General features: G+C 54.1%; 23 protein-coding genes and 1 pseudogene. 11 read left to right on the top strand and 13 right to left on the bottom strand.

From position 1 onward, the window contains the following. Positions 1-199 precede the first annotated feature (199 nt). The 5 genes from MSL71_RS12400 to MSL71_RS12380 all read right to left on the bottom strand — a co-directional run bounded on the left by MSL71_RS12400 (position 200) and on the right by MSL71_RS12380 (position 5,500). Entirely contained in the window at positions 200-736 is a 537-nt protein-coding gene (locus MSL71_RS12400; RefSeq protein ID WP_180140764.1) for a 2'-5' RNA ligase family protein, read from the bottom strand. Between the two features lie 83 nt (positions 737-819). Then, positions 820-2,364 (bottom strand): eCIS core domain-containing protein, encoded by a 1,545-nt coding sequence (locus MSL71_RS12395; RefSeq protein ID WP_180140762.1) that lies wholly within the window; start codon positions 2,362-2,364, stop codon positions 820-822. A 113-nt stretch (positions 2,365-2,477) separates the two neighbouring features. Continuing rightward, positions 2,478-3,656: a M48 family metallopeptidase gene (locus MSL71_RS12390; protein WP_180140760.1), complete on the bottom strand. Its 1,179-nt coding sequence runs from the start codon at positions 3,654-3,656 to the stop codon at positions 2,478-2,480. An 88-nt stretch (positions 3,657-3,744) separates the two neighbouring features. Continuing rightward, on the bottom strand, positions 3,745-4,920 hold the full coding sequence (locus MSL71_RS12385; RefSeq protein WP_180140758.1) for a hypothetical protein: 1,176 nt from the start codon (positions 4,918-4,920) through the stop codon (positions 3,745-3,747). A gap of 223 nt (positions 4,921-5,143) precedes the next feature. Next, positions 5,144-5,500, bottom strand: coding sequence for a hypothetical protein (locus MSL71_RS12380; protein ID WP_180140756.1), 357 nt, complete (start codon positions 5,498-5,500; stop codon positions 5,144-5,146). Between the two features lie 177 nt (positions 5,501-5,677). On the opposite strand from MSL71_RS12380, the gene MSL71_RS12375 reads away from it, so the two are divergent. Next, positions 5,678-5,947, top strand: a complete 270-nt coding sequence (locus MSL71_RS12375; RefSeq protein WP_180140754.1) for a hypothetical protein — start codon at positions 5,678-5,680, stop codon at positions 5,945-5,947. Here the strand turns inward: MSL71_RS12375 and MSL71_RS12370 are convergent. Genes MSL71_RS12370 through MSL71_RS26700 form a run of 3 tightly spaced genes read right to left on the bottom strand, consistent with a single transcriptional unit; the run spans position 5,944 to position 7,225 of the window. Further along, complete coding sequence (locus MSL71_RS12370; RefSeq protein ID WP_180140752.1) at positions 5,944-6,516, bottom strand: HD domain-containing protein; 573 nt, start codon at positions 6,514-6,516, stop codon at positions 5,944-5,946. The two genes, MSL71_RS12375 and MSL71_RS12370, sit on opposite strands and share 4 nt — an antisense overlap. Further along, positions 6,504-7,043, bottom strand: coding sequence for a GNAT family N-acetyltransferase (locus MSL71_RS12365; protein WP_180140750.1), 540 nt, complete (start codon positions 7,041-7,043; stop codon positions 6,504-6,506). The genes MSL71_RS12370 and MSL71_RS12365 overlap by 13 nt, the downstream gene beginning before the upstream one ends. Before the next feature lie 53 nt (positions 7,044-7,096). After that, positions 7,097-7,225, bottom strand: a complete 129-nt coding sequence (locus MSL71_RS26700) for a hypothetical protein (RefSeq protein WP_281374488.1) — start codon at positions 7,223-7,225, stop codon at positions 7,097-7,099. 323 nt (positions 7,226-7,548) lie between these two features. Between MSL71_RS26700 and MSL71_RS26695 the strand changes: the two genes are divergently transcribed. The 3 genes from MSL71_RS26695 to MSL71_RS12350 all read left to right on the top strand — a co-directional run bounded on the left by MSL71_RS26695 (position 7,549) and on the right by MSL71_RS12350 (position 10,953). Then, the gene (locus tag MSL71_RS26695; RefSeq protein ID WP_180140748.1) at positions 7,549-8,046 is read left to right on the top strand and encodes a type IV pilin protein; all 498 of its coding nucleotides are present in this window, start codon (positions 7,549-7,551) and stop codon (positions 8,044-8,046) included. A gap of 16 nt (positions 8,047-8,062) precedes the next feature. Then, positions 8,063-8,548: a hypothetical protein gene (locus MSL71_RS12355; protein ID WP_180140746.1), complete on the top strand. Its 486-nt coding sequence runs from the start codon at positions 8,063-8,065 to the stop codon at positions 8,546-8,548. A 122-nt stretch (positions 8,549-8,670) separates the two neighbouring features. Further along, a complete protein-coding gene (locus MSL71_RS12350) occupies positions 8,671-10,953 on the top strand; it encodes a GspE/PulE family protein (RefSeq protein WP_180140744.1) in 2,283 nt (760 codons plus the stop codon). A 31-nt stretch (positions 10,954-10,984) separates the two neighbouring features. On the opposite strand, the gene MSL71_RS12345 is transcribed toward MSL71_RS12350, so the two are convergent. Together MSL71_RS12345 and MSL71_RS12340 are read right to left on the bottom strand one after the other, a co-directional pair. Continuing rightward, complete coding sequence (locus MSL71_RS12345; RefSeq protein ID WP_180140742.1) at positions 10,985-11,281, bottom strand: hypothetical protein; 297 nt, start codon at positions 11,279-11,281, stop codon at positions 10,985-10,987. An 850-nt stretch (positions 11,282-12,131) separates the two neighbouring features. Then, positions 12,132-12,728, bottom strand: a complete 597-nt coding sequence (locus MSL71_RS12340; RefSeq protein WP_180140740.1) for a DJ-1/PfpI family protein — start codon at positions 12,726-12,728, stop codon at positions 12,132-12,134. 45 nt (positions 12,729-12,773) lie between these two features. Here MSL71_RS12340 and MSL71_RS12335 point away from each other — a divergent pair, with 45 nt between their 5' ends. Beyond that, positions 12,774-12,923, top strand: coding sequence for a hypothetical protein (locus MSL71_RS12335; protein ID WP_180140738.1), 150 nt, complete (start codon positions 12,774-12,776; stop codon positions 12,921-12,923). A 16-nt stretch (positions 12,924-12,939) separates the two neighbouring features. On the opposite strand, the gene MSL71_RS12330 is transcribed toward MSL71_RS12335, so the two are convergent. Together MSL71_RS12330 and MSL71_RS12325 are read right to left on the bottom strand one after the other, a co-directional pair. After that, positions 12,940-13,230: a putative quinol monooxygenase gene (locus tag MSL71_RS12330; RefSeq protein ID WP_180140736.1), complete on the bottom strand. Its 291-nt coding sequence runs from the start codon at positions 13,228-13,230 to the stop codon at positions 12,940-12,942. 106 nt (positions 13,231-13,336) lie between these two features. After that, the gene (locus MSL71_RS12325) at positions 13,337-13,840 is read right to left on the bottom strand and encodes a GNAT family N-acetyltransferase (protein WP_180140734.1); all 504 of its coding nucleotides are present in this window, start codon (positions 13,838-13,840) and stop codon (positions 13,337-13,339) included. A 439-nt stretch (positions 13,841-14,279) separates the two neighbouring features. Between MSL71_RS12325 and MSL71_RS12320 the strand changes: the two genes are divergently transcribed. Further along, on the top strand, positions 14,280-16,694 hold the full coding sequence (locus MSL71_RS12320; RefSeq protein ID WP_180140732.1) for a hypothetical protein: 2,415 nt from the start codon (positions 14,280-14,282) through the stop codon (positions 16,692-16,694). A 339-nt stretch (positions 16,695-17,033) separates the two neighbouring features. Here the strand turns inward: MSL71_RS12320 and MSL71_RS12315 are convergent, their stop codons facing one another. Continuing rightward, positions 17,034-17,372 (bottom strand): winged helix-turn-helix transcriptional regulator, encoded by a 339-nt coding sequence (locus tag MSL71_RS12315; protein WP_180140729.1) that lies wholly within the window; start codon positions 17,370-17,372, stop codon positions 17,034-17,036. A 177-nt stretch (positions 17,373-17,549) separates the two neighbouring features. On the opposite strand from MSL71_RS12315, the gene MSL71_RS12310 reads away from it, so the two are divergent. The 5 genes and pseudogenes from MSL71_RS12310 (at position 17,550) to MSL71_RS12290 (ending at position 22,133) form a co-directional block, all read left to right on the top strand. Continuing rightward, entirely contained in the window at positions 17,550-18,047 is a 498-nt protein-coding gene (locus MSL71_RS12310) for a lactoylglutathione lyase family protein (protein ID WP_180140727.1), read from the top strand. A 634-nt stretch (positions 18,048-18,681) separates the two neighbouring features. Continuing rightward, the gene (locus MSL71_RS12305) at positions 18,682-19,617 is read left to right on the top strand and encodes an ABC transporter substrate-binding protein (protein WP_180140725.1); all 936 of its coding nucleotides are present in this window, start codon (positions 18,682-18,684) and stop codon (positions 19,615-19,617) included. Positions 19,618-19,831: 214 nt separating this feature from the next. Then, positions 19,832-19,924, top strand: a pseudogene (locus tag MSL71_RS26900) (zinc-ribbon domain-containing protein); the annotation flags it as partial. A 78-nt stretch (positions 19,925-20,002) separates the two neighbouring features. Next, positions 20,003-21,010 carry a methyl-accepting chemotaxis protein gene (locus MSL71_RS12295; protein WP_180140701.1) on the top strand — a complete coding sequence of 336 codons (1,008 nt, stop codon included), beginning with the start codon at positions 20,003-20,005 and terminating at the stop codon, positions 21,008-21,010. A gap of 64 nt (positions 21,011-21,074) precedes the next feature. Next, complete coding sequence (locus tag MSL71_RS12290; protein ID WP_180140723.1) at positions 21,075-22,133, top strand: ABC transporter substrate-binding protein; 1,059 nt, start codon at positions 21,075-21,077, stop codon at positions 22,131-22,133. The last annotated feature ends 260 nt before the right edge of the window (positions 22,134-22,393 follow it).

Raw genomic sequence — 22,393 nt, 5'->3', positions numbered from 1 at the left:
CACATCACCCCATCTTGAGAATGCCGCGACGACGCAGGCAGAAAAATACGCGTCGTCCCGGCCCATTTCCTCACTTGGGTTTACAGGTCTTGACATAAAAAAGTCAACCGCTGATACCGGGTGATGCCTTATATTGTCAAGTCCGTAAAACGCCCCGCGGGCATCCCCCACAACCCGTGACGCAAAAAAACCTATTCTGTCACGGATTCAGGAGAGAAAAGAGACCAAGTTCTCGCCGCGGCCTGAACTCGATCACCCCCACCTCACGGACCTCAGCAGCCCCGGTTACGGCGCTTTGGCGGCACAGCTCCATGGTCTTCATGGCATCCGGGCCGGAGAGTTCCTTGGAAAGGGTGCAGTGGGGAAGCCATCGTCCGGGGATGTACCGATGGAAGGGAGGGTGGGCGCAGCCATCCAGAAGGCTGTATAGGCGTTGCTGCATGTCCAGAAGGGGCCGGTTCGGAACCGGAGAAAGGATCACGGTGTGCTGCTCCCCGGGAATCAGGGAGATGGCGGGAAAGGTAATGGGGAATCGAAAACACTCCTTCGCGTACGCCTTGGCCAGCCCAAGGATCACCGCCTCATCAATGGAGGAAAGGACCGCAAGGCTCAGGTGGGGCCGCCCTCCGATCTGCTGGAGAACGGACGGCACCCCGGATGCGGCGAGGACATCCCACACTCGCCGGATGGCGGCCTCAAAGTCCGGATCAAAGTAAAGCTCGATGGAGTATCCCATGCTGACCTCGCAGAAAAAAACCGTGTAACAATTCAGTTGCCTCAAACGGTTTAAACCCTTGGGCCACAAAAGGCAAACACGGGTTAAAAAAGACGGAACCCGGCGGTGATCATGAACCGATGCAGGACGGGATCGTCCCGGGCAAAATCCTTGACCAGATTGTACTCCACGCCCACGTACCCCACCTCATCCAGGTTGAAGCGCAGCCCGGCCGATCCCGTGGCCCCCGCGCCAAACTCGGAAAGCCCCGGCTCCGGGTTGAGGTCGCCGATGATGCCCCCACCCTCCAGAAAGGGCTTCGGGAGCCAGACTTTTTTCGGGTTAAACTCCACGCCGGCACCGGCCGTAAGGGAGGTCACCGGATCGCTCACCTCGGCCCGGCCCAGGCCGTAAAGTCGAAGCTTGGCACCCAGGAGCGAATAAAACTGATGCCGATAGGAGAGATCCAGACCGAAGGTCCCTGCCCCTGCCTTGCCCGGAGCCGAGGTCCCGCCCGTGACGCTGGTGCCGAGCTGCAGAGCGTGGGTCCGCATCCAGGAGTCGAGGGCGTTGGGGCTGTCCCAGACCAGGCCGAAGCCGCCGAAAGACTGTCCGGCGGCGGCCAGCACACGCTTGACAAAGGTGGTGCACTGCAAGCCAAAAAGATTGTAGTTGGGTTTGGACCGACAGGTTTTCCGCGCTTCCTTCATGGCCGCCGCAAACTGAGCGGCGGTGAGGACAAAACGCTGGGAGGCTGTGGGCGTATGGCGCGTATCCGGGTGATGCACGCATCCTTTGACATCTTTGGTGATGTTGGAGCCGTCATAGCCCCACTGGGGCCAGAACCCGTAGGTCCAGGAGGTCCCCTTGTCGTCCTCCAGCCTCACCCAGGAGTGGCCCACCTTGTGGGTTAACGGAAGCAGGAGAAAGGTCCCCTCTTTGTCCGCGTACACGGTGATGGAAAACTTACCCGTGGCAGGATGCTTTACAGGATCCGGCTTTGCACAGTCCTTAGAGCAGTCTTTGGGACTGAGCCGGGCCACCATCGAAGCGGAGCCCCGCTGCTGAACCACGTGGGTCAGTTCATGGGCCATCACCTGCCGCCCTGCAGACGAGTCCGACGGCGGCAACCCCTTGCCCAGCACGATATGAGTCCCCATGGCAAAGGCCCGGGCATGAAGGGACGCGGCCAGCTCGGCGGCCTCATCCCCCTTGTGGACCCGGACGCCGGAAAAATCCCGACCGAAGCGTGGTTCCATATAGGCCCGGGTCCCGGTGTCCAGGGGAACCCCGGAGGACCTCAGCCCCAACGGGCCTGTAAAACAGGCATCCCTCGGCCCGGCAAGGGCCGTTTCAACACCCTCCGGTGACGGCATGGCCGTCACCTGCCGGGCCACCCGGTGGGCTTCTTCCTCGGCCCTCTCCCCACCGGCGCCGCCGACGGTCACCGAGGGCAAAGAGGAAAGGCCCCGTGGGCCGGATGCAGTGTGTTCGCCTCCCCGCGCCATCCATTGCTGCATCCCGTGGTTCCCCACGGCCCGCTGCACCCTGAGGGCAGATGTTCCTCCCCGGGCCGGGGGCACACTGCCGCCGGTATGGGTCGCCACCGTCCCTTTGGCCTCTTTGGCCTGACGTAAAAAAATACGCATGAACGTTCTCCTATATCCAACAGAAACCGCGCAGACATTGAAGGATCATCACGCCTTCCACGAACGACATACCGGAGGCTATATGACGCAGAACCTACCCCTTGAATACACGGTTACGGGCAATACGAAGGCACCTGGCTGGGGAACAACCCCTCCCCCGCGTTGCATTCCCAGAAGATATGCCCCTCGTCGTCCATGGAGGGAACGAACAGAAGCTCTCCCTCTTCCATGTCCACGGTGAGGGTCATGTTGGACGCGTCCACCGACAGATGGCTGCCGTCCGGCAACGCATCCAGTACCCCGATGTCCTCCAGGGTGGGGATCTCTTCCGTCATCTTGTAATAGGCTGCCATGGCTTCGCGCACCGGCCGGGTCTCGTGCATCACCGCGGTGGTATGGGCCTTGACCTTGTAGGTGGAAAATTGCGGGACGCTCACGGCAATAGTCGCGAACACAATATAAATCAGGATAATCAGGCCGGTCCCGGACCCGAGACGACCGGCGTAGGGCAGGAAGGCGGCAAATACATAGGCGAGCCCATGGCGCGATGGTTCCTTGGCTTCGGGTGCCACCACCCGGGCCACACGCTTGGAGACCCAGGGGTAACCGGAGATCAGCTCATGAAAAGACATCCAGAACCCCGACGTCTGCCGACTCTGGAGCAGATAAGCCTTGAGGTCCATGTCTTTCCATCGCTCAGCCCCCGCGGACAGAGCGGCCAGGGCCCGTCCCGCCCCTTCCGGCGTCTTGCAGCAGGCCAGGCCGTGACGATCACACGTGGTCTCCCGCGCCCGGGAATAGGCCGCCCCGAGGAGGGGAAGCCAGAGAACCGGCCAGCGAAGCATGGTCCCGGTGAGGTGTTTCATCCTGATGTGCCCGAGTTCATGGCCGATGTAAAATTTCACCCCGTCGTCATGGGCTGCCATGGCATCCACCACATCGGAAAAAAGCACCACGAAATGGGTTCCGAGAAACCGGGTGGCAAAGGCATTGAAACCGCCGTCGCCGTTTAAAATGTAGGCTTTCGGAGCCTCCTGGAATTTCAGAAGATTGCTGCAGTAGACAAACTGGGCGTAAAGGTCGGGGAACTGCTCCTGGGACAGCTCGATGCCGTTGCCCTTGATATGGGCGATGAGGGCGGATTGGGCAAAAAGATAAAACACAAACCCCACAAGCAACACGACCAGCGCGACCCCGACAGTACCAAGGATCAAAAGACCCCACACCGTAATCCCCAGGACAAGGGTAAGTGTTCCCAGAACGCGCTCGCGCGGATAGACTAGTTCTTCCATACCATCTCCTTTGCTCAGCGGTAACAAGATACAGACTCAAATGAAAACACGAATTCAGCGGATGGGAGCGGGTCGATCCGGGCTATGGCTACTTGATGAGTTTGTCGACACCGATCTCCGTCAACATGTCTCCCACCAGAAAGACCAGCAGGGAAAACGCGATAATGATACCGAGCTTGGACGCCCAGTTCCTGTCCAAAGGCCAAAGCAGCTGCTTGTGGTACGCCTCGATTTTGTCCCTGTCCTCTTCCTGACGGATCACAGACCAGAGCGCCATGACCTTTTTCTGCCTGGCGATGATGGTAAAGAGCATGGGCGAAAGAAACAAAAGCGGCACAAGCCATTGGATCATCTTCTGACCCATGTCCGAGGCTCCGCTTGCACTCTGGGAAGCCTTGGAGACAATGGGAATGACCAGGGCGGGGGACAGGGCCCAGTAGATCATGTTCAACGCCTGGTTCCAGCGTTCCAGACCGAACTCACGGATGGATGAGTAGGGATCGAGCCTGAGAACGACCCCGTGCCGCCGGGCAAATGCCATGTTGTCGAACCACACAAACATGGCCAGATGGGCCCATATATGAAACAGAGACGCCACCCCCACGACAATCATGATGTATTGCTGGGCATAGGCCAGGCACACAAAAATCAGGTTGCGCCACTTGCCCGGGCCCTTTTCTCCCGGATGGCGTCTGAACAACCAGGCCTCCGTCCAGGAGGCGTCCTCAACCCTGCGGGTTACCTCCGGCAGGGGGATTGTCCTGCCCGATACCTCGCGCCAGCCCTGTGGTTCGGCCAGAAACCAGGCGTCTGTGGACTGGCCGCTGCCCTCTTTCCCTTTCAGCTGGTACACATGGTCTGGCGGATCAAGATAGAGCCCCGCCAGCTCTGCCGTGTCCAGGGCCATGATAACCACGGCCAGCAGGAAGGAGAGAATGAGGATATATTTCCGGTAGCGGTCGATATGATTTACAAAGGCGTCCCTGCACGCGGGCGCCCCGCCATCGCCGCTGTTCACGACACACCCGTTGGCAAACAGGTCTTTCCATGACGCGATGAACTGATCCCAGGTCGACCGGTACAGGTACACGACAGGAAGCCAGAACAGGGGAAAGAGAAACCAGTTGGGCTTTTGAAGGTAGCCCTTGTAGATATCCCCCGTGCCCAGGCCGAACCAAAGAGAGAGCGGGAGCATGGCCAGCGAGTACCCCATCAGCGCAAGGAGCAGGACACGGGTCCTGCTTTCAGCAAACCTGCCGATCATGGGGTGCCGCACTCATTGAGAAAAACCGGTTCCATCGTACGCTCCTTGGAAAGACGAATACAGATACCCTGTTCGCACTCGCAAAACAATGTTCAACAAAACGTCGCTATACTACCCATTTCGTCCCGGCAACGCAAGGGTCATTTTACTACCAGTGGATACCGTTTGACCCACGATCCGCCGGAGACAATTTTGAGCTAAAGAGATGCATAAGTGCCTGTCTCTACATCTTCATCAATCTGTCCAGCGTTTTTATCACATCGTCCCGGTTCTTTTTACTCTTCATCCACGCGGGGAGATTCGTGATGATGGAGTATTTTCCGGCATGATCTCCCCGTTCCCTCAGGGAAGAAGAGATATACTCTCTGAGATACGTCAGATGCGCCGTATTGTATGCCCATATCTCATTGCCCCTGACGTCATCAACATACCAGAGCCGCTCCCCGTTATACGGGTCAAGGGGTCTGCCGCTGAAAAAATCAATGGACCACGAGATGTCCACAACATTGACGGCACCACACTCCGGGCAGGGAGCCTCAACCGTGTTGAAGGGCCTTTGCGGGGTCGATTCACAATTCACCCGAGCGTTCACCCACTTGTGACCGCACGCGCTGCAGGGACGACGGCCGAAGCCTTTGACGGGCCCCGACCAGGAAAAATTCTCACACGTCCTGGTGTACGAACACCGGGTGCAGACCACCCGCGTGCCTGTGGGGCACCAGGGGAGCAAATACTCGGATTTGCCTCTGGAGATGGCGTGCCCGTCGCATTCCGGGCACCGGATGTCGATATCCTGTTGAAGAAAGTAGTAAGCGGTGTACCAGGGCTCCGTGAACTGTTTCGAATTCCGGGGAGAGGACATAACCAAAACGCCTTTGAGGTTTCCATACGTAATAAAGGAGGATCAACCCTTCCAGACAAGGGCATGATTGAATCGCCTTTTTTACTCAATCCAAAAAACTTAAGCAATAAAAAACAGCGTTCAAAATCCAACCGCATTGAACGCCCCACCGGGATCCGAGGTTAGTTTTTCAGCAACCAGCCATTATTGACGGCGGTTTCCAGATTCTGGAGAAACCAGGCGTAGATATCCGGTTCTACGTCTTTTATGAAGGCATGGGCTTCCATAACCTGGCTTTTTGTGATCCCGTGGTCCTTCCATGCCTGTCCATGGCTTGCCAGGTTATGCAGAAAAGGGAGCAACCGGTCCACCACCTTCAACAAGGCGGCTTCCCTGGAGTTCCCGAGTTCCTGCTCGTCCCACAGCTCGGCAAGATCGCTGATGGTGTTTCCGCCATGGGCCGCAAGCCTTGCCACGCATTTCCTCTCCAGGTCCGGCGCTGCATTTCGCGCGCTGTCGTAGAGAAAGGTATCCCCGGGGTCAATCTCCCCCAGGTCATGGACGAGGGCAAGCTTGATGAGTTTTTCCATGGAGACGTCTCGCTTCAGATGATTGGCCATCAGCCAGCAGGCCATGGCCAGGTGCCAGGAGTGCTCCGCAGAATTTTCAAGGCGCTTGCCGCCGGCAATGTAGGTTCTTCGGTTTACGAGCTTCAGGGCATCGAGTTCCAGCAAAAAATCGGTCAGTGCGTCCATAACTGTCTTTGGTCTCCCCCAATTGGTGTTACGGCAGCTTCCGCAGCAATCGTCTGTGTGTAGAATTTCGTGTCCACGGCCATCTTCGGGAACGAAGGGGGCAGCGCAGATGCCGGGATTTCAAGAAACCCGTTTTTTTCGTAAAACCGATGGGCTGCCTTAAATGCCGACGTGGTCCCAAGGTAGATACCGTCGATTCCCGTTGAGGCCCCCCATGCCAGAAGGGTTGTGAGCAGGCGTTCCGCCACCCCGTGCGTCGCCCCCCGGAAGGCTTTCCTGACGAACATTTTTCGCAAGGCCGCTTTCCCGCCGCCGATATCCAGCAGCGACACGGTGCCCACAACCTCTTCTTCGCTTACGGCCACCCAGAAGTTGCCGTTTCCTTGTTGATAAAAGGACGGGATCTCCAGCAGATCGGGTTGATCGGCAAGGGTAATATCGATCTGGAATTCCTCGCGTTGAATGGACAGGATCATCTCCACGATCCCGGAAAGGTACATCTCTGAATAGGGCACGATTTCTGTCATGAATGTTTCCGCCTGGTCTCAGTTTTTTCCCACCCTGCATCCCGCCCCGCCGCTCATGGACAGGCCATCTGGGCCACAAGCCTTTCAAGGGCTGCCCTGTTTCCCCCCATGAGTATGGGGATCATGGGCTTCAGGGTCTCTTCGCCAAGGTCCCACCACGCCAGCCTGAGCAGAAGATCCACGATCTCCCGGTCAAAGCGTATGGCAGTGTGCCCGCCCCCAGAAGGCCTCCCGTTTACCGGTGAACCCCACAGCGTCGGACATTATGATTGCGATTGCCGTAGCAACATTATAAAATAAATAAATTCAAGACATTGAAACGCCAAAAAACCATATCCTAAAACGAAACTTTTCCCCATATATCAACAACGCCGCAAGGCCGTTAAACGCCTCGAAGCCAACTCCTTGTCACGGGACCCTCCACAGCCACAGAGCCACGCAGCCCCCTCATCGCCATACGATCCCGGACACACCATTTACCCAGTGTTACCCCACGGGAGGAACCATGAAAACGACGCCCCACAAAGCAGGTCAGAGCGGATTCACGCTCATTGAACTGATGACGGTCGTTGCCATCATCGGCATCCTGGCCACAGTCGCCATGCCGAACTACCGCCAGTACGTACTCAAGGCCCGGGCTGTTGAGCTGGTGGGAAAAATGGAAATGATCAAAACAGCCCTTGCGGTCAGCTATGCTGAAAACGACGCATACCCGAACTTTGAAAAGGCTGTGTCCGGTAAGGTCCCCAACGCCCTCAACAGCCTTCTGACAGACGAGATATTCAATGGCCCCGAAACCATTCAACTGGAGCTCTCAACGGCTGTCCCATCGGTCTGGCGATGGCAACGCGGTCTGTACGAAAAAAACGAGCCCTACCTGATCATAGGGTCCCACGAATGGGGCAAGGCCGACGACCTCCTGATAGCTCTCCAGCACATTGTGGGGCAAGATAAATTTGTCTTCTACATGGGCCACAGCTGGGCACGGATAAAACTTATGTAACCGAAGAGGAGACACCATGGCCGACATGAAAAAAGACACCCAAAAGGCCAAGCCTATGGAAGAAAATTCCATTGACAGCCTTGTGGAAGCCGCCCAGGAGCAGGTGATGAAGACACACCAGATAAAGCCCGCTTACGAACAGGGCCCAAGACGAACGGGCCTGCCCCTGTGGGCCCTGACGGTGTCCGCCGTCGTCTTCATCGCGTCCTTTGTCCTGCATTACGACCAGATGTTCCAACCCTTCCACCACCCCGATGCCAGACAGGTCGAACACGCCACCCGGCTGGAGATCATCTCCGCAGCCGATTATCTGGACTCGTTGCGCAACCAGGGCGAGAGCCTCCCCCCGGAACTGCCCAACGCAATGGATTCAAAGGACTTCATCGAATACGGGTCTGAAGGAAACCTGTATACGCTTGCCATAACCGTCAACGGAAAAACCCTGCGTTACATGGAGGGGGAAGACAAAGCCACCTTTCTCAAAAGCGCTCTTCTGGACTAACGCTCTGCATGGATACTGCGGGCTCGTCGGACCAGCATACCCGATCTTCGGTACACATGGCGACCCCGTTTTATTTACATGCCCACGAAACCCGCTTGCCAAGCAGGAAAAGACAGGCCCCCATGATCTCCATCAACCACCCGGAAGCCGATGACATTCTGGAACTGGCATTCTCACTGAGCCAGGCCACGGATATCGACCACCTCCTCACCGAGCTGGCGGAAAAGATCACCACCCTGTTCAAGGCCGAAAAGGTTCGCCTCTTTGCTTACAACCCAAAAACCAACGAGCTCCACACAAAGTTCAAGTTCCACGATGTCTACACAGGGCTGAGATTTCCCGTATCCAAAGACACCCTGGCCGGTTACACGGCACTGAGCAAACAGGTGGTAAGCGTCAGCGATGTGAGGGATCCCCTTGAACTTTCACACTACCCCGGCATGTCCTACGATGCCCGTTATGAGGAGAAAACAGGGGTTGAGGTCCGCTCCATTCTCTCGGTCCCTCTCTTACTCAAAAAAAAGGAGCTCATCGGCATCATTCAGCTCATTAACACCAGGGACGGAGCCTTCCGGTCCACCAAGGTCGCGCACTTCCTGAGCCATCTTGGAAAAATCGTAGCTGCGGCCCTTTTTCATCACGGCACGCTGAAGCGCCCCACCGGAAAATTCGATCTGCTCATTGAAAAAGATGTGATCAGCAAGGATGAGCTGAACCAGGCGACCCGCGCAGCGCGAGAACAGGAAGGCGATCCCCTGAAGGGAGATGTAGTGAGCGTCCTCCTGGAGTCCTTCAACGTGCCGGAAAATAAAATGGCCGCAGCCCTTTCACGGTATTACCTCACCGATTTCCTGCCCTATACCGACACACGGGTTCTGTCCCCCAAGCTTCTGACAGGGTTCAACCCTGTCTATTTTCGCACCAACTTTGCCCTCCCCATTTCCATGGACGGAGAAACCCTCTCCATCCTCATCGACGATCCACTGAACTACCACGTCATCAATGAGATCAAGACAACGATGCTGGCCAGAGAGCTCAAATTGTACGTGGGGTTCAGGCGGGATATCCTTCACTTCATCGACCGGTTACAGGGCCTGTGGGAACCTCGCGAAGACGGGGCCTCCCCTCCGTTAATCTCTTCCGAAGAGCCACAGGTCGAGGGGCCGGGAGATGAGTTTGAGGATATCCTCAACGAGAATGCCCCCCTGGTCATCCAGGTGGTGAACAAAATGATCCTGGATGCCTGCGAAAAATCGGTCTCGGATATCCACATTGAGCCGGGAATCGGCAAAGAGAACACCCTGATCCGGTTCAGGGCCGATGGGGCATGCTTTCCCTACACCGATATTGTCCCCACCCTGTCCCAGTCCGTTCTCAACCGGATCAAGCTGCTGGCAGGCCTGAAGCTCGATGAACACCGGCTTCCCCAGTCCGGAAAAATCCGCCTGAAAAGCGGGCAGGAAACCATTGAATTGCGCGTGGAGGTTACCCCCACGGTGGGGGGTAAGGAAGACGCCGTCCTCCGGCTGCTCTCCGGCGGTGGATTTTTGTCCCTGGATGATCTCGATTTTTCGGAGGCCAACCGGACTGAGTTGCAAAAAATCATTGCAAGGCCCTACGGCATTTTTCTGGCCGTGGGCCCTACGGGCTCCGGGAAAACCACAACCCTCCACGCCCTGATCCATCTTTTAAATGCCCCGGAAAAGAAAATCTGGACCGTTGAAGACCCCGTGGAGATAACCCAAAAGGGCCTGCGCCAGGTGCAGGTAAACCGCAGCATAAAGCAAGACCCCCTGGATTTTGCGCGGGCCATGCGCTCTCTGCTTCGCGCCGACCCGGATATCATCATGATCGGAGAAATGCGGGACCTGGAAACCGCGAAAATAGCCGTGGAAGCCTCCCTCACCGGTCACCTGGTCATGAGCACTCTGCACACCAACTCAGCGGCTGAAACCATCACCCGCCTGACGGAAATGGGCATCGGCGCTCTGAATGTGGCCGACAGCCTCATCGGGGTCTTGGCACAACGCCTCGTACGCCTTCTCTGCGACGATTGCAAGGAGGCCTACACAGCGGGTCCCGAGGAGGTCGCAACCCTCAGGGAAGCGTACGGCAAAGCACACGCAGACGAGGCAGGCCTGGCAGAGGGCGCTGAGATAACCCTCTACAAACCCACGGGCTGCACCCGATGCAACGGCAACGGATTCCGGGGCAGGACGGGTATCCACGAACTCCTTGTTGCCACACCCGCCATCAAAGCATTGATCCACACCCAAAGCAGTGCCGAGATAATAAAGGAGAAAGCCATTTCCGAGGGAACGCGAACCCTTAAAATGGACGGTATACGAAAAGTACTGGTCGGTAGAACCACCCTTTCAGAGGTCACAAGCGTCTGCATTGAGTAGGACCTCCTCCAACGGAATCAATTCATGAGGACTATGCCCGCCGGGCGGATGTCTTCATCCTCTCCTGTTCCTCCCTGTAAAATGAGACAATCCGGTCGATCATCCCAAACTGCCGGGAGAGAAGGTCTTCGGTGATGGTCCGGATGCCCCACTTCTTGAAATCGATCTGCAGGCCGTTGCCGCCGGGATCTTCGGCCCCGTCAAGTTCGGAGTAAAACCCGCCCACGGAGACCAGCAGACGGTGGACATCCTTGATGGCGTCGCAAAGCTCGGATACGTCGGAACCGGAAAACATTCCGGGGATGGGTTGGATCTCGGGCAAGGTCATGGCGACCCTCCTTTTTTGTGAGTGCGGTGTGACGGAAGCGGCACACAACAACGGCTGAAGGCGCTCATCCTGCAGGAGCAAACGCACCACCGCCGTGCCGTTTTTCTGCTAAATGCCCGGGCAACGCGCATCCTTTCGCCGTCTTTACGGATCCGTGGCCATGGGGACACCCGTGGCGTAGCGCCCACGATCCATCGCCCAAAAAATCACATAAGCAAATCCGGCGATTTTTCTGTGCGTATGACACGGCTCAAGGGAAATGAGACAGCCCCGGCATATCGGCGAGAGGCAAACGCACCTTCGGTGAGATCAGGAGAGGAAAAACCCTGACGACAGGGCTTTGAGACATGGCACCGAATTCCGAAGATGCGTCTTCCCGCCTGTTAGTCAGGCACAGGCGCACCCACGGGCCACAAAGCGCGGCAACACGGTGTGTTGAAAGGGGTTAACGTGGAATGGGGTAAGTAAAATACGACTTGAAATGGATTGGGGGGTGGTGTAAAAAACCGCTTAGCCATGACGACCTCCGTATAAGGTTGTTCTGGTTAGGCCTGGCAGGATGGGCCAACATCCTGTCGGGTCGCTCCACACACATGCAATAACTAGTTATTACCGATCACCATAAGTTCCTCTTTTGGGAATGTCAACATTTTTTCATCACAAAATGCAGGATGTTGCATCCCGCCACACCGGTTAAGGCCACGCACTTTCCCCAGAAAAAATCGTCTGTTTTCATGGCCTGAACGGGCCTGCGAGGGTTGCCCCGGATAGTTCACGCATCCAGAGCACCCATATTCAAGACATATGCGCTGAAAATACGGCAACCGGCTCTGTATTCCTTGCCAGCCTCTTAGCCCTCATGATCAAAATCGTCAGGGTACTCCCCCTTTTTGAATGCGTCATACCAGATCTGCCTCGTCTCCGATGTGGACAAAGCCAGCTCTTCCAGCACCTGCACCGTAAAATCCACGGCGCCCAGCCCGCTTGCGGTAATCACCTGCCTGTCCCTGACGGCAAGGGCATCCACATAGAGCTTCGGATCGGTGTGGCCGGAGGCCATTTTTTCCAGATAGACGGGCGAGTTGCTGGTATGCTCCCTGCCCTTGAGGATCCCGGCCCGGGCCAGGACCGTGGTGGCCGCGCAGATGGCGGCAATGGGAGTACCGGACGCTTCCAGGCTTTTGAGGAAAGGCTCCAGCTCATCCCTTGGGTACCCCTTTTCCCACAGGTAGCCCCCGGGCAGGATAAACAGGGAGATATCGTCCGGCTCAACCCGGGAGAGGGGCATATCCGGGATCACGCGCAACCCTCCCATGGAAACGACAATGTCTTCGGTAAACCCCACGCTTACCACCTCAGCCTTGCCCAACCGCCGAACTTCGGCAAGGACGTTGCCCAGCTCCCAATCCGCATACCCGTCAAACACAAGCACATACACGCGTTTCATGCACACAAGTCCTTTCTTCTTATGCCATCCCGGCCGGTGGCCAGCATGACAGATGGAAAAATGACGCCACCTTCAGGTGGCAACATCGATGCTCCTGGTCCAAGCCTGCCGATGGATGCCACCTTCCAGGCCAGAGGGGTTGCGTTTTTCAAAGCGATCAGCCACCCCTCACCAACTGCAGCTCTGATGTCTTGAAGTGTATCGCCCCCGGCTACACCTTTGACATTTCGTTCACGGCAAACAGCGCAACCGCATCTTCCGTTGCCTTCAGGTACTCGGCAAGATGGGCGCTGTTCATATGCACCTGCCATAATTCGCGGCTCTCCCATCGTTCGTAGAACAGGAAGACCGCCGGGTTTTCGTTGTCCTGGTGGAGATCATACTGAAGGCAGCCCTCCTCCTTCCGGGTCGGGACAAGAAGCTTTAGCAGCTCTCCTTTGACCAAACCGATTTGTTCACTTTTTGCCTCGATTCTGGCGACAATGATCAGTTCTTGTGACATGTCAAGCCTCCTTGGGAATAATGCCGGGGCATGCTTTAAAGAAGGACTCGCCCCCCAAAAGCAATGGATAAACAGCTGAACGTACTCTGCCCGTGGACCATCCCCACTAAAGATACGTTTTAAGAACAACGGCATCGGCACCGTCGGATCGCATATGGTACTGCATGGCGGTGGATATAAAGCCCAACCTGACCAAAAGGCACAGCATGGCCGCGTTGTCCGCGAACACCAGGGCGCGAACATCCTTAAAGCCGAGAAAGATCGCAACCTCCACGGCGTGCTTCACCAAAAGCCGCCCGAGCCCCTCTCCTTTTCGATGCGGCAGCACGCCGACACCATAAATTTCAAACCCATCCAGCGAATTCACCTTAACGACCAACACGCCCAGGATCTCGCCCAGATCGTCCAATGCGCAGAAATATCGCCCCCCATGCTCTTTGTGGTGTTGAAGCCATGACTCAACGACGTCCGGCTCAAACGGGAGCAGGGTCGGGGATAAATACATCAGGTTTTCCGGGGCATTCCAGATCTCAAGGAACACCGGCAGTAACTTGCTTTTTTCTTCGGGGCGGTCCTGGGGGACAAATTCCTTGATGGTTACAGGCGACATATGATGATCCTCTTGATAACGATAATGCCAATTGAACGAAAGCACAGAACCAAAGTCCTGACGGGACTATTAATTATCTATGTCCATATGAAAATTGTTATGTAACTTTATTACCGGTCCACCTGATTCGCAGCATTGTTACTCTAATATAAATGCATCCTCGTATCGGTTCATCTTTAATTTCCTTCAACGAAACTACACCCACCTTCAAATAGTGATTACTCTCGATATCGCGGTTCTAAAAAATCCAAGTTCGCTACAAAACCCCAAAACAAAAAAAAAGCTTTATCTTATCAGAACGCCACCTAAACATTCATTTTTTACTTGCACTCAACATTTCTCACAGGTATACATCTTCGTTATCTTAGCCTGTTAGAGCACATTCCATTACAGACCACTGTCAAATCACATTGATATTTATCTCATACAGGAGAATGTAATGAAGACCAGATTTATAGTATTGACGCTATCAGCCCTATTACTATTAAGTTGCAAAATATCAGGAAAAGTTTCACATAACAACGAGCCCCTCAAGGGTGTTAAGATTATATTATCTGATGGATTATCGCGCAAGACGATTACCAACATGGACGGGAATTATTCTTTTGAATTCAAAAAAGAGGACGCCACAGGTCAACATTTCACAATAACGCCTGAATTGGATGGATATATTTTCACTCCAGAGAAAAAACAAGTAAAGTTCACAACAGAACAAGAGATAAGCAATATTAACTTTTCAGCAAAAATTGATATTCGACCTGCGCTTATTGATCTATACAACAGCACAGATGGTGATTCATGGAGCAATAACGCGGGATGGAAAGAACCTCCTCTCGAATCAGACGGTTTCTCAAAACGTGGATCTGAGGAAAACTGGTATGGAATAGAGTTTGATACAACCTCAAGTTCTCCCCTTATTGGAATAGACCTTTCCAACAACGGACTAACAGGAAGCATACCTCAAACAATTTCAACTTTTTCCGAATTGGTATCCATTAATTTAAGCCAAAACAACTTATTGGGAGCCATTCCGGATTCCATCGGATCTATCACACGTCTTGAATCCATTGATTTAAGTTACAACCGACTCAGAGGAACAATACCTTCAACCATTGTAAATCTAAAAAAACTCTCCAGCATTAACCTAAGCCACAACCATCTTTGTTCAGACAATGCTAACACTATAGCATTTCTCGACTCAATCAATCCGGATTGGGGACATGCACAAATCGACACGCCCTGCCACCCCATCAGAGATGCATTGATGGATCTTTACGATGCAACCAATGGCTCGCAATGGACAAACAACGGTGGGTGGGGAACCGATGACGATCTTTACAATTGGTACGGCGTCCAATACGACATGTATACGTCGACCTTTTCCCTCAACTTGCAGAATAACAACCTCCAAGGCATGCTCCCGGCCTCCCTAAGCCAGCTCAGCAACCTCACGTCCCTTAACCTATCATGGAACCAGCTGACGGGAACTCTGCCTGAAAATATCGGCAACATGAGCCAGTTGAGAGACCTCCACCTTGGCGGAAACCAACTATCCGGACCCATCCCCCAAAGCATCGGAGAGCTCACTGACCTTTACTCTCTCCAGTTAGACAGCAATGAGCTTAAAGGCATTATCCCTTCAAGTATCACAAAACTTAAAAACCTTTCACACCTCATGCTTATGTTCAACCACCTCTGCACCACAGATGAGGAGACGATATCCTTTTTGGATGGCATAAATCCAAGCTGGCGACAAGGCCAGATGGATACCCCCTGCCTGCCCATTCGTGATATTCTCACGGAACTCTATCAAACCACCAATGGCCCGCAATGGACAAACAACGACGGCTGGGGCACCGATGACGATCTTCGTAATTGGTACGGCGTCCAATACGACATGCATACATCAACCTTTTCCCTCAACTTGCAGAATAACAACCTCCAAGGCATGCTCCCGGCCTCCCTAAGCCAGCTCAGCAACCTCACGTCCCTTAACCTATCATGGAACCAGCTGACGGGAACTCTGCCTGAAAATATCGGCAACATGAGCCAGTTGAGAGACCTCCACCTTGGCGGAAACCAACTATCCGGACCCATCCCCCAAAGCATCGGAGAGCTCACTGACCTTTACTCTCTCCAGTTAGACAGCAATGAGCTTAAAGGCATTATCCCTTCAAGTATCACAAAACTTAAAAACCTTTCACACCTCATGCTTATGTTCAACCACCTCTGCACCACAGATGAGGAGACGATATCCTTTTTGGATGGCATAAATCCAAACTGGCGACAAGGCCAGATGGATACCCCCTGCCTGCCCATTCGTGATATTCTCACGGAACTCTACCAAACCACCAATGGCGCGCAATGGACAAACAACGGTGGGTGGGGAACCGATGACGATCTTTACAATTGGTACGGCGTCCAATACGACATGTATACGTCGACCTTTTCGCTCAACTTGTCGAACAACAACCTCCAAGGCATGCTCCCGGCCTCCCTCAGCCAGCTCAGCAACCTCACGTCCCTTGACCTCTCATGGAACCAGCTGACGGGAACTCTGCCTGAAAATATCGGCCACATGAGCCAGTTGAGAGACCTCCTCCTTGGCGGAAACCAACTGTCCGGACCCATCCCCCAAAGCATCGGAGAGCTCACGGACCTTTACTCTCTCCAGTTAGACAGCAATGAGCTTAAAGGCATTATTCCGTCGAGTATCACAAAACTTAAAAACCTTTCACACCTCATGCTTGAGTTCAACCACCTCTGCACCACAGATGAGAAGACGATATCCTTTTTGGATGGCATAAATTCCAACTGGCGACAAGGCCAGGTTGATACTCCTTGCGACGAATAGCGTCCTTAAAGCCATTAGGTTGCAAGCAAAGGCATGTCCTGCAACCTAATGGCCACCATTATTAAAACTCAAAACAGATATTTGAATTTCAGGGCCTGGCTCATATATGAAATCGATGGCCAAGGCCGTTTTATGTGTAAAACGCTCAGCCCTTGATCTGCAACCAGGCGTCCGAAACGACCATGCTAAAAACACACGTCATCACACCCGGCCTTATGTATGGGCCTGATATCCAAAAGGAATAGTAAGGAGGGACAGGCTCTTTTTGCCCATCATAAAGATCCTGCCCTCTGTCCCTCTACCTGTAACTGCCTGTTTTTTTAATTTTTGATCGAGAACTTACTCTTCCCGTTCCACGAGCCCCAGTTGGTTGACACCCCATATGTGCATCATTTCAAGGATCGGGAACACACTTTTACCCAGATCAGTCAGAGTGTATTCCACACGAGGCGGGACTTCCGGATGAACGGTTCGTATTATCAATCCGTCCCGTTCCAATTCTTTCAGCTGCTGAGTCAGCATCTTCTGGCTAACCCCAGGAACAACTCGTTCCAATTCCTTGTAGCGCTTGTCCCCATCATGAAGGTGCCACAACATAAGGCATTTCCATTTGCCGCTGAGCACCTCCATCGTGACTTCAACCGGGCAACGATATTCCCGGCCGTTCCATTTAATCATTTCTGAGCCCCCCAAAAAAAATGTGCCTGTTATCCGCCCATCTGACGGCAATCCGAACCGTTTGGTTCGTGTCGAACGGAAAAGTGCCTTCTTGCGAACCCACTCCAACCGCCTTATTTTACATATTGTTATAGAGGGCACCACCAAACACAAACCATTATATACAGGAGTACAATTATGACATACCCAAGAACTTTTTCACATATAGGGCTATCCGTGACAAACCTGGAACAGGCTGTTGATTTCTACACGAACGTCCTTGGATGGTATGTGATCATGCCCCCCACAGAAATCAAGGCTGATGATTCTGCCATAGGCGTGATGTGTAACGATGTCTTTGGCCAAGGCTGGGGCAGTTTTCGTATTGCGCACCTTGCCACAGGTGACAAGATCGGCGTCGAAATTTTCGAATTTCGAAACTCTGAGCAGCGGGAAAACAACTTTGAATATTGGAAAACGGGCGTCTTCCACTTTTGTGTACAAGACCCGGACGTCGAGGGGTTGGCCGCCAAAATCGTAGAAAATGGCGGAAAGCAGCGAATGCCCGTGCGAGAATACTACCCGGGCGACAAACCCTACCGCATGGTGTACTGCGAAGACCCCTTCGGCAATCTCATTGAAATCTATTCCCACAGCTACGAACTGACCTACTCCGCTGGCGCATATCAGGAATAGATCGCACAATGTCCGCACTTTCGTGCGGGCATTGTTTTTATCTACACCTGATACCATGTCATAATCTATCCAGCATTCACAATAATCAGAGGAATATTGGTAGCCCACTGTATATGCACTACCATTGTATAAGCCACCTCACACTTTTCTCCACCCTACTTTTTACTATCCGGTATAACGGACCCGTCCAAAACCCCAAACGACGCATTAACCCACCAGCCGAACCAAGCAGACAATGATAAAAGTTCGATTTTTAGGAATCGGAGAACGAAAAAATCATCTATTTTTCAACACGAAGACAACTTATTATCATTGAAACTTTCAAGGATAGCCTCTATCGGTAAGCCTTCGGAATCTCCCTTCCTCCTTCCGCACTCCCATGGCATCAATCTTGCTATTTTTCAGAACAAAAAAACGTCACCACCAACAAAGACAACACCTTTTTGATATGAATCCGCTCAGGCACCGGTTCACCGCGCACAGGGAGACACGAATGCACCGTTTCACATGCATCACCATCATCTTTACTCCTCTGATTTTATGTTGTTTAGCACTTTCGCCACCCCCTACAACATCAGAAACACGCCCAAAAGTCCTTCTCCTTCACAGCTACCACACCTCCAACCCGTGGGATATGTCTGTTGAACAGGGAGTCCTGGACGCCCTGGCGGATGAGTACTATATCCCGGACGAAAATCTCGCCTTTGAGTCCTTCTACATGGACACCAAGCGACGCACTTCCCGTGAGTGGAAAGAGGATGCTGGTAAAATGGCCCGTGAAGCCATCGGCCGCCTTCGACCGGCAGTGGTCATCGCCCTGGACGACAACTGCCAGGAATACGTTGTTCGGCGGATGAACACGTCAGGTTGTGCGTTTGTCTTTGCCGGGGTCAACCGGGACCCGGAGGAATACGGAATCATCACCAACCGGGAGAACCCGGGGGGCAACATCACAGGGGCCCTGGAAAGGGAACGGTTCCCTGAAAGCCTGGCCTTTATGAGACGCATCGTTCCAGGCATCAAACGCCTGGCCATTATCTCCGATGCATCCCCCACAGGGGCCCCTGTGGTTCAACGCATCAAAGCCCTGGCCCCCACCCACGGGGTGACGGTTGTCGATTCCCTGGAGACCGACGACTTCACCGCCTGGAAAGACTTTGTCACCAAAATCCAAACCCGGGCCGATGCCTTGGCTGTCGTCGTCTACCACACCGTGAAGGATGACAACGGTACCCATGTGCCTGCTGACAAGGTCCTGGCCTGGACAACCTCCCACAGCAAACTTCCCGACATGGGATTCTGGCCCTGGGCCGTCTCCCAGGGCCTCCTCTGCTCAGATGCCATCTCCGGCTATGACCAGGGGTACTATGTGGGTACCATCACCTCTTATATCCTTGGCGGTCAGTCCCCCGGGGACTTTCCCGTATCCGCCCCCCGAACCGGCCAACCTTGCATCAACCAGGCACGCGCCGATGAACTCGGCCTTGCGATTCCTGCCCACCTGACCAAAACAGCCAAGCTGTTTCCCGCCATGACGGCTCGATCCCCTGTCTCATCCCCGCCGGACTGATACGCCATTGGCCCCATGCCACGCTTAAGGGCTATGCCCCAAAATAATACATAACGATATTTCACCTCAAATACGTTACGTCTCGACGCAACGATCAAAAAAACATGCTGAGGGCGTATGGGGTGATTCCGTCATGTGTAATTTATACTTGGCATGGTCCTAAGAAAATGTTCACGGCTTATTCAAATGCTGCCATCAAAAAGGAAATGCCCCCATGATCATTTCATGCACTCACTGCGGCAAAACGTACAGCATAAAAGCACAAACACTGCAATCCGACCGCTCCAAAGCCAGATGCCTGGCCTGTGGCAACTGGTTCGTCATCAACAAACAAAAGGAGCCGCTTGCCACCGCAACAGCACCCCTCACGCATGAAGAAAATCAAATGCTGTCAGGGGACCTGTCTCCCGGCACCGAGCCAGAGACGCCGTCTTTCGACACCGAGCCGCCGGCGCCCATGCAGGGCCGGATTTCTCAGTCCAGCCCTGAGGATAAACTTCCCGGAAAAGGCATTGGGCTCACAGGCAAATTTATTCTGTTCTCCATCCTTCCCTTTCTGCTCGTCTGCGCAGGCAGTCTCTGGTACTTCACACAGCTGGTCATGCCACGCATGGACACCCAGGTCACGGAAACCATGTCCGATGCGATATGGAACATCGAACAAAGGCACCTCCGAGAACAGAGCCGTTCCAACGCACGTCAGGTCCGCCAATATCTCTTCAGACACCCGGACCTTATCAACCGCAACTTTAACCGTGACATCTACTTTAAAAAAATCGCCATCAAAAAAATCGGGACCTCCGGCTACACCTTTCTCTACGAACGGCCGCGCCCCGGCGGGATCTGGCGCAGCTGGGCCCACATCAACCCGAACATCGTAGGAAAAGACCTGTCTGAGCTGAAGGCAGACCAGCCTGATTTCAACGCCTTCTGGAGCATCCTCACAGCAGTCGAGACGAAACCCTCCGCAGAAGGATTTTACCTGTGGCAAGACAAAGGGCAGACCAGCAGATGGTACCTGATCGTCACCAAAGTTCGCGGAACCCCTTATGTGACGGGAACTGCGTTCAAGGCCGAAGAGATAGAAGAAAACGTCAGCCTGCTCCGAAAGCAGGCCCGGCAGATCACCACAGAAGCCCTGCAGGGAACCCTTCTGGCCATGGGACTCGGGGCCCTTTTGGCTGCGTCTATCTTCATCTTTTACGGTCGCCGCACCACACGACGGATCATACACCTTTCCGAGGTCGCCGATCGTATCAGCCTGGGGGACCTGACAATTCCTGTCCATGTGGACTCACGCGATGAGATCGGGGAATTGGCCGAAGCCATCAGCCGCATGCGGGACAGTATCAGTGTGGCCATTAAGCGGCTGAGGAGTAAAAACAACCGGTAGCAGCCCCTCATAACGCTCATGAACCCAGCCGGTGGGCCTTGCCCGCCGGTTTTCCGGAGACTCAATGATGAGAATAAAAAGTCTGTTTTATGCTCTGGTTGCCACACTGTGTCTTACTGCCTGGGCAACGGCTTCTACCCATTCGAAGCGAGTGCTGATCCTCCAGAGTTACCATGCGGAATACCCCTGGGTAAGGGACGTAAGCCAAGGGATACAGGAAGCCTTGGAAGAAGAGCGATTCATACAAGGACACAACATGGATCTCACCACCTTCTACATGGACACCAAGCGCCATACGGACAATGACTGGAAGCAGCAACAAAGCCAGAAGGCCATGGCCCTCATCAACAGGCTGGAACCGGATGTTATCATTGCAAGCGACGACAATGCCCTTCGCTACGTGGTCACTCAACTCACAGACACCCATTGGCCCATCGTGTTTACAGGGATCAACGCCGACCCGACAGAGTATGAATGCATCGACAGCCTTATGGATCCTGGGCACAACGTCACAGGGTGCATGGAACGGGAACGCTTCAAGGGCTCCATGCGCCTTCTGAAACGCGTCCTCCCCGACGCATCGCGCATTGCCGTCATCAGCGACAACGGCCCCACCTCGCGCCCTATCCTGGAGCGCATCACGGCACAGGCCAATGAGGCCCATGTCACCGTAGCAGGTATCAAGGCGGCAACAACCTTTCATGAATGGCAACACTTTGTTCGAGACATGCAGGAAAACGCTGATGCGCTGGTTGTGCTCACCTACCATGTGGTGAAAGACGACAGAGGCAATGAAATCGCCCCGGAAAAGGTTCTGCGCTGGACATTGGAAAACAACCGCCTGCCGGAAGTGGGCTTCTGGAAATGGGCCGTTGAGGACGGCCTGTTGCTCTCCGAGGCAATCTCCGGGTTTCAGCAGGGCTACCACGCAGGCACACTGGCCGCTTATATATTAGAGGGCCAGCCGCCAAATGAATTTGCCGTCACCACCCCTCGCCGGGGTGAACGGTGCATCAACCTGGGACGGGCGAAATCACTCGGCCTGACAATCCCCGAGGACCTGCAGACATTCACAACCCTGTTCGCCACCCAGCGGGTTCTGAAATCAGAAGAAAAAAATTAAGGGGGACAGGCTCTTTTGGAAGCCAGCACACGGAGCCGTTCGGGCGCCCTCTTCTATCCCGGAAATTTCATGGTGTACCGATTGTGCCACATGGGTAATGCGTCACTGAAAATGGTTCACTGCGTTGAAATGAAATTGATCCGAGAAAACATATCAAAAAAGGCAACCCGGGGCACCCCAAAGAGCCTGTTTCATGGTGATTACGTGATATGCATTGGTGTTACCCGTTGGCCGTTATAACCATGCAGTTAAAAGACAGT

This window comes from Desulfoluna butyratoxydans (assembly GCF_900699765.1).
Taxonomy (GTDB): domain Bacteria; phylum Desulfobacterota; class Desulfobacteria; order Desulfobacterales; family Desulfolunaceae; genus Desulfoluna; species Desulfoluna butyratoxydans.
Note: the sequence above shows the minus strand (reverse complement) of the source record. Positions and strands in the feature narration are given on the sequence as shown.